Origin of the sequence: Shewanella sp. GutCb, assembly GCF_002836135.1 — a bacterium.
Lineage (GTDB): Bacteria > Pseudomonadota > Gammaproteobacteria > Enterobacterales > Shewanellaceae > Shewanella.
Map to the genome: position 1 here is coordinate 21,036 of NZ_PJBL01000023.1, position 12,985 is coordinate 34,020.

Below are 12,985 nucleotides of genomic sequence, written 5' to 3' on the forward strand. Positions count from 1 at the left end.
TGGTATTGGAGTGTTGTAGTTAGAAAAAGGCCGGGATATTCCCGGCCTTTTTATTCACTTAACTCATTTTGAGCAAGATGCACTCGGTAGGCGCTTAATCCATTCGTTGATTAAGGCAACACCTTCAGCGTGTGAGAGGCTGCGACCAATCTCTGGCATTCTGTCACCTGGGTTATTCGTGTCCATACGGAAGTGTAGAATAGATTCTTCTGGGCTTCCTGGAACAACGTCATAGCCAAGAGAGCCACCACCATAGGCAACTGGTGACTTACATGTACCATGTGAATAACCAGCATCTTCGGCATATTCTCTCCAATACTCGAGTTTTAGTCCTGTATTAGAGGCATTACCTTCAGGGCGATGACAATGAGCACAGTTGATGTCCAAATAACCTTTGGCTGTTTTCATCAGTGCGGCATCGCTAAGGCTACTCACGTTTGCTTCATCACCATCATTGTAGGCTGGCACAGTGTCAATCGTAGCGACCTCTGGAACACCTTGTAAAATGCCTGCTGCTTGCCACTTTAACAGCTGATTCATGCTGCCATCACTGTAGGCATAATCTTTGTTAAGTTGGCGTGCCTTTGGCCCGATAGGGACAAACTTTGCAGGGCTATCAGCGTCAGGCTTAAATTGGTGACACTGTTTACACTGATTCATGCTCGGCACGACATAATCAAAGTCCATCGTTTCGCCATTATGGATCACCTTTTTAGCTTGAATTGCGCCCGCTTTAGCGAGTACAGCATCAGCTTTTTCAGCGTTCCACACATAAGGCAGCGCAGTCCAGCCACTTTCACGATGGATTAATAATCGTGTTTCAACTAAATCTTCATTCGTTATGCCGCGCTTACTGGTATCTGCTGGGAGTGCAAATGTCTTCACTAAGACGGTTCCGACAGGAAAGTCCATTGATTCCATAGCTGAAAAATCGGCTTTTTGGCCCTCTGGTACAAATACGTAACGATATTTACTTGAGTAATCAGTAAATAACGGTGTATTTAAGTCATAAGGTAAGCCACCAGAATTGGGTGCGTTAGCCGGATTTTTTGCATCGGCAAACAAGTTGTAGTCAGAGAGGCTAGGGCAGTTGGCTTTTAGCAATGCATCCCAAGAAGCGTTAGTGCCTTCGGCTTTACACAGGCTTAGATCTCCATTACCAACTAGGCCGCCTTCACCTTCACCAATAGTACCGCCGCCACCAATAAGGTTACCACCATCACAGCCCTCGGTATCATCATCAACGCCACAACCGAAGATCTGATCACCAAAGGTCACGGTATGAACGGGTAAACTTACCTGAGCACAGTTCAATAACTGGTCTTGCGTTTTTTCATATAAGACATTCGCAATACTTGGGTCAGTATTATCGTTAGCATATAAGCGGCCAAACGAAACATCACCGTTGTCGCTGGCACAGATATTGTCACTGCCATCGGCAGCAAACGGCAATTCTTGTAAACCTAGGTAAGCGGCGGTGCCGTTACTCGATAGCATTTCACCTAAACCGTCATAGAGCACGCCAGGGAAGGCGCCATGGGTAAATAAGTACGCTTTAATTATGTCATCAATTAAGTAACCGTTAGGCTTTTGGCCATAACCGGTGATCACGTTGTCATGCAGGTAAATGTTGCGCGGAGTTGGGCGCCACCCATCTTCAATAGGTTGTCCTGCTTGACCATAGTTACCGACAAAGGCTGACATGTCAGGCTCAGCAATAAAGAAACTGGTGATTGCCACGCCCATGGTGTCGTGACCCGTGATCTCGTTGTTAAAAATCTCAACGTCATCAGTCGACAGAATAATCATACCTGTGCCGGGTGGCACAATGTGAACCCCTGCAGGGTTTGCTGAAGCGTTCGCAAAGTTTTTAGTATTGTTATCGTAGACTTTGTTATTGAAAACCCTGACGCTTGAGCCGTATCTATGGTTGTTGATCGGCAGGTCGAAAATGAGAATTCCACCGGTATTACCCATGGCTTCGTTGTCGTAAACATCAGCATATTTTGAGTTTTCTATCTCAATACCTGCCACGTTTTCTTTTGCAATGTTACGTCTAACTACGATGTATTGCGATTGACCGACATAAATACCCGCGTCAGCACTGCCGCGCACGTAGGTGTCTTCAATAAGAATGTTTTCACATTCCACCGGGTAGAGACCGTATGCGCCATTATCCTCATCAAGCTCGCCTTCCCAAACCGTTGCGAGGCGACGCAAGATAATACCGTTTGTATTTTTTAGTTTAATACCGTTATTTTTAGCTTCATTCACTGACAGATCTTGAATGATAATATTGACCGCATTCTGGACGAATATACCATCGCCAGAGTTCGCCTTTGAGAAATCAAGAATGGTTTCATCCTGACCGTAACCCATGATGGTTATATTTTTAGCATAGCTACCATCGCCGTCGACATCACCATCAAATAATAACGTTGATTCAATTTCAAATGTGCCTTTAGGCAGGACGATGACATCGTTACTTTGAGCATCAATCAATGCTTCTTGTATACGCAGAGTGAGGTTTTCACCGTCTTCAATCATTATCGCGCCTTCAGGGAACGTAGGCCCTTCTGGTTCAGGAGTGACAACGGGTGGCGTCTCTATTTTTGTTGTAGTGTCGTCATCGTCAGAAGAACAAGCCCCCAAGCTTATTGCAACTGCGGTAGCGATTAATGTTGGCATTAGCCAAGAAGGTTTCTTGTTGAGCATAGCGTCTCCAGATTTATTTTTATTATTCGCGCTCTAGATTGCACTGACGTACCAGATAAGCAATGTGAAATCAGGACAACAAGCTTGCAACATATTGTTATCAAATAAGCTGATGCAGACTGTTAAACACGATGGTTGTTGTTAGTTATTGAAAAGAATAGCGAAGAGGTTGGAATTCAAACGAGTGTATTATTTTAATTCAGTTTGATTTTTATTTGAAATACTTTACCGTGCAATATCTTGTTAAATTTCATATAAACAATACGTTAGCCAGTAATGTTGACAGGGTCGTATTATTGATCACAGCGCAATAAAGGTGAGGTTGCTGATCTTTTGAAAAGGAATTGAGTTAAACCTTTGCCGTGGATAACGATGTCGTTGGATATTTCTTGGTTTAGAGGGGCTCTCATCAAACCAAGAAATATCCACTCATTTGCACTCGTCATCTGGACTATTACCCTGTTAAGAGGGTAAAGCTGTTGCCCTACGTGATAAGTCTGCCCTATTAAGCTGTGATAATGATATTTTTAGATTAGATATCGATACCAAAACCAATAATAAACTGATAATCATTTGGTTCTGGTGTTAGCCCGTTTGAATCGGGTTGAGGGTTGTTGGTTCTGTCCCAAACGAATGACAGGTCAAGATCAAACATATCGGTTAGCTCAATCTCTAACGTCGCAATCGCATGGTGGGTATAACCACCAGAAGTTTCATTCCCGTACTGCAAGCGATATAGCGCGTTAAAATCTATGTCTCCTGTAATTTCAGTATCGTATAAGCTTTCAATAACCAATGCTGCGCTGCCATCACCTTTATTTTTATTCATTTCGACAGTATCAAATCGAGTATAGGTATAAGCGGGGCCACCACTGACACTCCACTCTGTTTTCGCATTATCAATGATGTTGTAACCAAGACCAGAACCCAGCGTCACTCGATAATCTATGTTCAAAAATGGGTCAATATAGATTTCACCGAATACCGGTCTAAGGTAAAATTGTTTGGAGATGAACCAGTCAAAGTTACTGTTAATTCGGTGGTTATTTATGCGGTTTTCACCATCTGTTTCTGAGTAGTTGCCGATGTAGTCGAGATTGAATCGTGATTCTGTCGTGCGTCGCTTCGTCTTGGCAAGTGCACTGTAGTCTATCTGGTCAGTGTTACCTTTTCGAAAGTTTGCCCCTAAGGTAATTTTACTCGACCAATAGTTAGCTTCGGTTTGCTCTCCCGCGATAATCGTCATTATTTGGTGACTATCAAACTCCTCACCATTGATATAGGACTTGCCATCTTTGACGAGTAGTCGACCCGTTTTAGTGCTGAGATCAGTAAAGCCGATACTCATAATATGACGACTTTGTAGCACTTTCACATCTTCCCAATCGATAAATACGCTGTCGAGCTCATCACTATCGAATTCGAGTTTGTCGTCGTAAAGGTTAACGATTTCGCCTTTGAGTAACTCCAATGAGGTGAGTTGTAGCCAATCATATTTACTGTCTTCAGGCGGAAATATTTGTTCAGGTGTGATTCGAGCCGGCGTTAAGTGAGTGACTGTCTCTGCGGCTAAAATCGAGGGACTAAAACAGCCGACAGTAACGCTGCCTGCAATTAATATGCAGTAGCTACATCTTGTTATCATTACCTTCTCCCTGAAGCTTACTTGTCCTGAAATTCAATCGATTACTAATTTTTGACCTAATAGCTTAATAATCTACAAAGTTGGCAAGCAAGCTTCAAGAACTATGTTTGTTTTTAGCACTTTTTTAAAGCGCTTGTTGGATCCAAGGCAGCATAAATTCAGCAATTTGTGGCTGTGCTTTTGCATTTGGATGGATCCCATCTCTTTGCATCAACGTACTGTCTATGACAATGGATTCCATAAAGAATGGCATCAGGGTGATTTCGTGCTCTGCTGCGAGTTCTTTATAGACATTGCTAATTTGTGATGCATAGCGGGGACCGTAGTTAGGCGGCACCATTATCTCGCTTAACAGCACTTTTATCTGTTTTGTCTTTGCAAGTTCTATGATTTTTGTAAGATTATCTTTCAATTGTTTAGGAGGAAAACCACGCAGTCCGTCATTGCCACCTAGCTCAATTAAAATAACGTCAGGGCTTGCAGATTCAAGCAGGGCGGGCAGTCTACGCAATCCGCCAGCTGAAGTTTCACCACTTACAGAGCCGTTAATGATGGTATGTTGAGGCATATTTGTTCGTAATAGATGCACCCATCCTTCATTTTCTGGCATACCATAGCTTGCACTTAGGCTGTCACCTAGGATTAATATAGGGGCAGCACTCAGTGGAAAACTGCTGAATATAAATAATATGACAAAACCACATAGTCGGTTTTTAAGGTTAAAGAAGGGTTTTATGTCTGAAAATAGCGCCATAACAGTAAGCCACCTAATTAAATCGGTTAATACTCAAGAGGGAGAGTTGACTATCCTCAACGGCATTAATATGGATGTCAAGCAGGGGGAGAGTGTTGCGATACTTGGGCCGTCGGGTTCCGGTAAGTCAACGTTGCTTGGATTACTTGCTGCGCTGGATTCTCCCAGCCAAGGATCCATTCTACTTGATGGCGTGGCGCTTGAAACGTTAAATGAAGAATCTAAAGCGGCACTTCGTAAGCAGAAAGTGAGCTTTATCTTCCAATCCTTTATGTTGGTCGATACCTTAAACGCGCTGGAAAACGTCATGTTACCTGCAGAGTTGGCCGGGATTGCTAATGCCAAAGAAAAGTCTCAGGCGATGCTAGAACGTGTTGGATTGAGCCACAGACTTAATCATTTCCCTAATCAGCTATCTGGCGGTGAGCAGCAGCGTGTGGCAATCGCCCGTGCATTTATCTGTGAGCCAAAAGTATTATTTGCAGATGAGCCAACGGGGAACTTGGATTCAGCCAACAGTGATAAAATCGCTGATATGTTGTTTGAACTCAACCGTGAGAGTGACACCACACTCGTGCTGGTGACTCACGATATGATTTTGGCAAGTCGATGTCAGCGACAGTTCATTATGGATTCAGGTAACTTAAGCGAAAAGATAAGTGAAAAACCAACGGATAAACGAGCAGAAGATACTGAACTAGAAACGGCAAAGAATGCTGTGAATGAAGAGGCAAGTTCATGGAGCTAAAACTGGCATGGAGGCTGTTTAAGCGAGAATTGTCTCAAGGACAACTGTTGCTGATCATTCTTGCTATCACCCTAGCGGTGCTATCGGTAACCGGATTAGCTTCTGTCAGTGAACGATTGCAGCTCGCGATTAATGGGCAAGCTTCAAAATTCATTGCTGCTGACAGGATTATTAACTCACCCAAAGAGATCGATCCCGCGGTTTTAGCTATCGCTGACAAGATAGGCCTTGCTCGTGTTACCAGCATGCAGTTTAACTCCATGGTATATGCTGGGGATGAATTCCAACTGGTGACGGTAAGAGCCGTTGAACAAGGCTATCCACTCAAAGGCAATATTGAGCTCAGCACTGGGATAGCTCAAGGGCTGCCGAGCGCAGACGATATTTGGTTTGAAACTCGATTAGGCGGTTTACTTGGGTACCCGCAACAGATTGAAATTGGTAATGCTAATTTTAACTTATCCAATGAGATTATCCGTCTACCCGATGCAGGATTTAACCCTTTTGCATCCTCTCCTGTGGTGTTGATGCGGATTGAAGATGTGGCTAAAACACAAGTTATCCAGCCGGGTAGTCGCGTGACATACCTTTACCAATTTGCAGGAGATGCTGCAAAGCTAGAAGCATTTGAGGTGCAAGCTAAACCGCTACTCAATACCAGTCAGCGCTGGGTTGATGTTCAGTCCGGTGACTCGCCAATTGCCAGTGCCGTTAAACGTGCTGAGCGCTTTTTATTACTCGCAAGCTTACTCGGTATCGCGCTTGCTTGTGCTGCCATTGGTATTGCGGCGCAACGATATTGTCAGCGCCACTATGACGTGGTGGCCATGTTGAAGACATTTGGCGCTTCAGCAAAGCAAATAAGAATTTTATTTGGCACCCATCTACTGCTAGTGACTGTTGTGGGTGTTGTTCTTGGCTTAATCGGTGGCGTTGGGCTTGATCGCACGATCACAGCATTTTTACCAGTAGAGATAGCCGCATACAATCCGCCGATGAGCAGACCATTACTGCTCGGGATCGGTACCGGTTTTATCAGTGCCTTTATGTTTTCGGCATATCCTCTAATGCGACTATTGTCTATTCCGCCATTGAGAGTGCTGCAGCGCCAACTTGAAGGTTTGCAATTAGGGATGTGGTTGCACCTCTTATTGAGCTTAAGTGCAATGGCGTTGCTCGGTTACTTGTACTCACAGAGTCTGCCATTAACGTTAACGGTAGTTGCCGCAGTATTATTGTTAGGAACTTTACTGAGTGTTTTAGGCTTCTTTATGATCCGCTTGGGTCATAGTGTCGGCATGAAAACCACTAACCCATTGCAGTTAGCATTAGCGGGGCTGCGCAGGCGTGCACGGCAAAATGCAGTGCAACTAGTGGGGTTCAGTAGCGCATTAGTTTTATTGTTAACCATTTTTGCATTGAGACAAGATCTACTAAACGAGTGGCAAAAACAGTTACCCGAAAATGCGCCCAATTACTTTTTGGTCAATATAGCGCCAGAAGAAACAGCCACTATTGCAGATTTCTTAAAACCACATGTAAAAGTCCCGCCGGTTATTTACCCGGTGATCAGAGGACGCTTAACCGCGATTAATGATGAGCTACTGATCTCTTCTGAGCAGAAGGAAGCGGGTGGTGAGGGAAGGGTTGGGATCTCGCGAGAGTTGAATCTCACCTTTCGCGACAGCATGCCAGACAATAATGAAATTCTTTCTGGTCGCTTTAATCAGGATATTTTTGATGTCTCTGTTGAATCCGGTGTTGCTGAACGTTTGGAATTAGCCTTAGGTGATAGTTTAACTTACACCATTGATAACCAATCTTTGACGGTGAAAGTGGCAAGTATTCGAGCTGTGCATTGGGAAACATTGCAGCCAAACTTCTTTATGATCTTCACAAAAGAAGCATTGGCGCCGTTTGCCTATACCTCCATGTCGAGCTTTCACTTAGAAGAGTCACAACGTGGCGTTATTTTATCTTTGATAAAGCAGTTTCCAACAGTGTCGATTATCGATGTTGGCGCAATGGTGAAGCAGTTACGCGAAATCATCGATCAAGTTTCTTTATCACTGACCTTAGTGCTGGTATTGGTGTTACTTGCAAGCGCACTGGTGATGATAGCCCAGACTGAAGCGGGAATGGCAACCCGACAACGTGAACTGGCGGTACTAAGGACATTTGGAGCATCTGGTTGGTTACTTAGAGCTGCCACAGGACTTGAATTTGCGCTACTAGGGACGATTGCGGGAGTGTTAGCGGTTATCGTTGCTGAGTTTACCTTGTACTTATTGAAAACTCAGGTGTTTGAACTCAATGTTTATATGCATTGGCCTTGGTGGGGGATAGCGCCATTGTGTGGTGGTTTGGTGGTTGCTTTACTCGGGCTTTGGAGCTGTCGACAGCTGTTAAACAAATCATGCAGTGAACTGCTTAAAGGGCATTAAAGCTCAGTGATTAATGGCGGGGAGATTGTTGATTATCTTCCCGCTTTTTCTGTTGAATTAAGCCAAAGCAAACTAAAAGTTATTTAAACAGTGCGTTTAATGCACTATCAATTGTAGGGTATTTAAATTCAAAGCCCGCTGCTAACGCCCGTTTAGGCACCACATATTGTCCTTCGATTAACAAGGTCGACATTTCACCTAGCGCCAGTTTCAGTCCAAATGCTGGCACTGGAATACAGGCAGGGCGGTTTAATGCGGCGCCTAATGCCTTGGTGAAATCTTTATTACTGACAGGCATGGGGGCGCAACCATTGAATACCCCACTGGTTTGTGGGTTGTTAAGTAAGAATTCAATTAAGCCAATTAAGTCATCTTGATGTATCCAACTCATCCCCTGTTTGCCATTGGCGATAGGCCCGCCTAGACCAAGTTTAAAAGCAGGTAACATTTTTGCTAACGCACCACCTTGGGAACCAAGTACTAAGCCAATGCGAACAATGCAAACTCGAGTGGCTTCAGTTGCCGCATTTTGCGCTTCTTGTTCCCACTTGTGACACACTTTATGAGTAAACTCTGCACGACTTTCTGAGCTCAGTTGCAGTGTTTCATCAATATGTCGTGAGCCCTGACTACCATAGTATCCAACGGCTGAAGCGGTAACGAATGTGCTTGGTGGGTTATTACTTGCGAGGATCAATTGGGCCAGCTTGGCTGTTATTGACCATCGGCTATGGCATATTGATTTTTTTTGCGTGTCAGACCACCTTTTTCCCGCGATGGGTTCGCCTGCGAGATTAATCAGCGCATCAAAACTGTCTAGGTTCGCTAATCCATCTAGAGAACTAAGGTAGTGATGATGCGTCCCTAGACGCTTAGCGGCCTGCTCAGGGTGCCTTGTCAGCAACGTCAGTTGATGATGACTTAACCGTTTTACAAGCTGAGTACCAACAAATCCACTGGCACCAGTAATCAATATATTCATAGGCTTTTGTTTTTTAAGGGCTCTTAATAGAGTTTACGTTAGTTAAGGCAAATAGGATCTATCGTTTTGTCTTCTTAGCCAAAAATAGTTCTATTGCTGCGTATTAATGCCGTTTGTTCAGGTAATGAATAACCATAACCTCTTAAACTCCAGTGCCTTAAACTAAAGCGGTGATTTTTATAAAAGCATGCGATAATTCAGAAAATAATTTATCTTGTTACTGTTGCTCGTATTATTAACTCGCCTAAAAGCGTTGAGTTGTTGGTGATACATGGCACATTTTTATAGTTACTGTTTAGTCGCGTTATGGTTTTTTACATTTGAAATACAAAAGCCGCGATATTATTAATCAACAAGGATTTTTTAATGACCCGATTTGAGAATCAAGGCGTTGCATTTAAAGGGTTTGCCATCTCTGCATTTATTGTGGTGATCCTCGCGGGGATCAAGACGGCAAGTCCGATTGTTGTTCCGTTTGTATTATCGGTATTTATTGCCGTGATCTGTAACCCGATGATTAGTTGGCTTACCCGTCATCGTGTCCCAAGAGGGGTCGCGGTATTAATGCTAATGGCATTTATTGTCCTGATGGGTTTGTGGTTGGCGTCTATAGTCGGGACCTCTATCAATGAGTTTTCCACACAATTACCTTTTTATCGTGATCAGTTAATTGAGCAATTTTCTTGGATTGTCGACAAATTGGCCACGCTCAATATTCAGATCTCTAAAGAACAAATACTGGCTTACTTTGATCCTGGTGTAGCATTGTCAATGACCACCAATATGCTGACTGGTGTTGGCAGCGTCATGGCTAATCTGTTCTTAATCATCTTAACCGTTGTGTTTATGTTGTTTGAATCTAATGGGTTTTCAAAAAAGATGCATTTTGCACTTGATGATCCCGATATGCGTTTACAGCAAGTTGATCGTTTTTTGAATTCAGTCAATCAATACATGGTGATTAAAACCTTGGTGAGTTTAGCAACTGGACTCATTGTTGGCGTGGGCTTATACATCATTGGTGTCGATTACGCATTGTTGTGGGGCGTGATTGCTTTTCTGTTCAACTATATTCCAAATATTGGTTCTATTATTGCCGCCATTCCTTCCGTATTGCTAGCCTTTATACAAATCGGCCCAGGTGCTGCAGGCGCCGTTGCTTTGCTGTATTTAGGGACTAACGCGGTTATGGGCAACTTAGTTGAACCCCGATACATGGGACGCGGTCTTGGCCTGTCGACTTTGGTCGTTTTTTTATCATTAATATTTTGGGGCTGGTTGTTAGGCTCTGCCGGCATGTTGTTATCCGTCCCGCTGACCATGATTGTAAAAATTGCCTTAGAGTCTAGTCAAGGCGGACGTTGGTTAGCAGTATTAATCGGTGATGATATTGCTGAAAATAACGATGATCCCGAAACCGATTTAAAGATTGAAACTAGTAAGAAGTGAGTTAGATGCAGTTATTTATTGAAGCAATAAAAGACGTTACCTTTGGTAATGATGTGAGCCGGTTATTTCATGGCCGTGGTGGGCGTTATCAAGGAGCTGAACACCTTTGCTTAGATTGGTATGCGCCAGTGGTACTGCTGACCAGTTTTAAGCCACTCAATGAGGATGAACTCTCAGTCCTCACAGAGGCTATTGAGCAACGTTGGTGTGAGCTAAAAAGTGTTGAACCAATAAATCTGGTTTTTCAGTACCGTAGTGGCGGTGAAACGCACACCGATATCCTTAAAGGTGAGGTGCCTGAAAAGCACATTGTTGTTGAAAATGGCGCTCAGTTTCAAGTCCATCTGCTACGTGGCCAAAATCATGGTTTATTTTTGGATATGTGCAATGGCCGCCAATGGGTTCGTGAACATAGCGCAGGCAAAAAAGTTCTGAATTTGTTTGCTTATACCTGTGGTTTTTCTATTGCGGCGCTGCAAGGCAAAGCAACGGAGGTGGTTAACATTGATATGAGCAAAGGCTCACTATCGATAGGTAAGCAAAATCACATGCTAAATAATTTTGGTGCTGGGGCGCGCTTTCTTGGACATGATATTTTTAAGTCCTGGGGAAAGTTAACCAAGCTTGGACCTTACGATATTATTATTGCGGATCCTCCCAGTAATCAAAAGGGCAGTTTTGTCGCGACAAAAGATTATGCACGCCTGTTAAAACGTTTGCCTGATCTGTTGGCACCTGATGGCGACATTCTATTATGTTTAAATGCGCCTGAGCTGAGTATTGATTTTTTGAAAGAACAAGTCGCTAGCTACAGCCCGAGTCTGCAGTTTTGTGAACAGATGGCTAACCCTGCTGTCTTTGAAGATATTAATCCTGATAAAGCACTAAAAGTATTGCGGTATAGACAACAAGAATAACCATTTATTTCTAGTTGTCAGGATAGAAGAAAATAAAGTAAACAGGCCAAACATGTGTTTGGCCTTTTTTATGGCTGAGCCTAATAATTGAGTCGATCACTCAGTGCTGATTGCCCATGAGACTCAATGATCTTGGCGATATTATGTCGTCCTCTATGCTTGAGTACCGATATCTCATTGATAAGCGTACCTTGTACATCTAAAGGGATGCTCATTTTTTCCATAAACATATACCCATCCTACCTGAAGATGCAGGATTCAGTGGGAGTTTAATGGGCTTTAATCAAGGCATTGATTACCACTAATGGTCGTTCCCTTAGTAAAATCAATAACACAGAGTAAAGCCCATTAAAACCCATCGTAGAAGGCGTTGTGCAAGCTCACTTCGTTGTTGCACTCACTTAAAAGGGAATAACCATTTCTATGTTAATGCGCCTAGAATTGAACTGGCACAATGCCTCTGAAACGAGCATCTTTAAGTGGGATGGGGATATATATCGACAAATCATCATCTTGATCAAATAACTCGACTAGCTTTCCTGCTTCATAGTCAATTAATGCATTCATTATAATCAACCTCTTGACTGGATAGCATCTGCGATGCCATGTACTAATTGATAGCAGTAGTTGTGAACTTTAAGTATATTTTTTATTCACGTTAAAAATGGTTTTTAGTGCTGTAAGGAATAAAAAAGTGAAAGACTTTCACCTTTAGTAACGGGAATTGGCGTATTTATGGCGACTTTAGGGCTAATTAAGTAGATCTTACCGCTCAAACTGAAAGTTTTCTGTAAGTGATGGTTGAATGCTGTTACAATCAGCATCAGAAACACGGCATAGTTGGCATGTTTTAAGAAAGGCAAAATGTCACACTATTGATGACATGCTTTTGTACCCTACACCTAAATCAAAGATCCGGAGTTGTTATGGAAGTTCAAGAATATGAAGGCGCATATTATCAACTACAAGACGAGATGTTAGAGTCTTTACCTGTTAAAATGGACGAAGAAGCATTTTTGGATTAGGAAAAATCACTGAATAAGCCTATCCGTTATAGGTTTTATCAAGATGAAATAGCAACCAGTGGGTTGCTATTTTTGTTTGCAGATCTTACACTTTTAGCACCTATTTGAAAGCTGAGAAGGCCCTAGGTACTAGGACGTTCGCTTGCTCACTGCTAGGACGGACTACGTCCTGCTAGGAAATCAACAGAAAACACCCTTTGGCTTTTGATGTTGATTTTATGCCGTCGCTTTGCTCTTTTCTAATTTTACCGTAAGCGAAGCGTTCCGTAGTGACGCAGTTACGTCCCGTATGGCCGTAGGCCGTTC

Annotated in this window: 10 protein-coding genes; 4 read left to right on the forward strand and 6 right to left on the reverse strand. The window is 43.1% G+C overall.

What is annotated here, in order from left to right; all coding sequences use genetic code 11:
• Positions 1 to 63: 63 nt before the first annotated feature.
• The 3 genes from CXF86_RS13725 to CXF86_RS13735 form a co-directional block, all read right to left on the reverse strand.
• The gene (locus tag CXF86_RS13725) at positions 64 to 2,715 is read right to left on the reverse strand and encodes a parallel beta-helix domain-containing protein (RefSeq protein WP_102039234.1); all 2,652 of its coding nucleotides are present in this window, start codon (positions 2,713 to 2,715) and stop codon (positions 64 to 66) included.
• Positions 2,716 to 3,247: 532 nt separating this feature from the next.
• Positions 3,248 to 4,360: a DUF481 domain-containing protein gene (locus tag CXF86_RS13730; protein WP_101092118.1), complete on the reverse strand. Its 1,113-nt coding sequence runs from the start codon at positions 4,358 to 4,360 to the stop codon at positions 3,248 to 3,250.
• A 124-nt stretch (positions 4,361 to 4,484) separates the two neighbouring features.
• Positions 4,485 to 5,114, reverse strand: a complete 630-nt coding sequence (locus CXF86_RS13735; protein ID WP_102039235.1) for an arylesterase — start codon at positions 5,112 to 5,114, stop codon at positions 4,485 to 4,487.
• Here CXF86_RS13735 and CXF86_RS13740 point away from each other — a divergent pair.
• Entirely contained in the window at positions 5,095 to 5,862 is a 768-nt protein-coding gene (locus CXF86_RS13740) for an ABC transporter ATP-binding protein (protein ID WP_101092120.1), read from the forward strand. The genes CXF86_RS13735 and CXF86_RS13740 overlap by 20 nt on opposite strands.
• Positions 5,853 to 8,306 (forward strand): ABC transporter permease, encoded by a 2,454-nt coding sequence (locus CXF86_RS13745; RefSeq protein WP_101092121.1) that lies wholly within the window; start codon positions 5,853 to 5,855, stop codon positions 8,304 to 8,306. The genes CXF86_RS13740 and CXF86_RS13745 overlap by 10 nt, the downstream gene beginning before the upstream one ends.
• 79 nt (positions 8,307 to 8,385) lie before the next feature.
• Here CXF86_RS13745 and CXF86_RS13750 read toward each other — a convergent pair whose 3' ends face one another.
• Positions 8,386 to 9,288: a TIGR01777 family oxidoreductase gene (locus tag CXF86_RS13750; protein WP_102039236.1), complete on the reverse strand. Its 903-nt coding sequence runs from the start codon at positions 9,286 to 9,288 to the stop codon at positions 8,386 to 8,388.
• 366 nt (positions 9,289 to 9,654) lie between these two features.
• Between CXF86_RS13750 and CXF86_RS13755 the strand changes: the two genes are divergently transcribed.
• Together CXF86_RS13755 and CXF86_RS13760 are read left to right on the forward strand one after the other, a co-directional pair.
• Positions 9,655 to 10,737, forward strand: coding sequence for an AI-2E family transporter (locus CXF86_RS13755; protein WP_102039237.1), 1,083 nt, complete (start codon positions 9,655 to 9,657; stop codon positions 10,735 to 10,737).
• Between the two features lie 5 nt (positions 10,738 to 10,742).
• Positions 10,743 to 11,654, forward strand: a complete 912-nt coding sequence (locus CXF86_RS13760; RefSeq protein ID WP_101092124.1) for a class I SAM-dependent methyltransferase — start codon at positions 10,743 to 10,745, stop codon at positions 11,652 to 11,654.
• 80 nt (positions 11,655 to 11,734) lie between these two features.
• Here the strand turns inward: CXF86_RS13760 and CXF86_RS22765 are convergent, their stop codons facing one another.
• Together CXF86_RS22765 and CXF86_RS23085 are read right to left on the reverse strand one after the other, a co-directional pair.
• Positions 11,735 to 11,884 carry a hypothetical protein gene (locus tag CXF86_RS22765; protein WP_180961069.1) on the reverse strand — a complete coding sequence of 50 codons (150 nt, stop codon included), beginning with the start codon at positions 11,882 to 11,884 and terminating at the stop codon, positions 11,735 to 11,737.
• A gap of 205 nt (positions 11,885 to 12,089) precedes the next feature.
• Positions 12,090 to 12,221 carry a hypothetical protein gene (locus CXF86_RS23085; RefSeq protein WP_257985356.1) on the reverse strand — a complete coding sequence of 44 codons (132 nt, stop codon included), beginning with the start codon at positions 12,219 to 12,221 and terminating at the stop codon, positions 12,090 to 12,092.
• Positions 12,222 to 12,985: the final 764 nt, after the last annotated feature.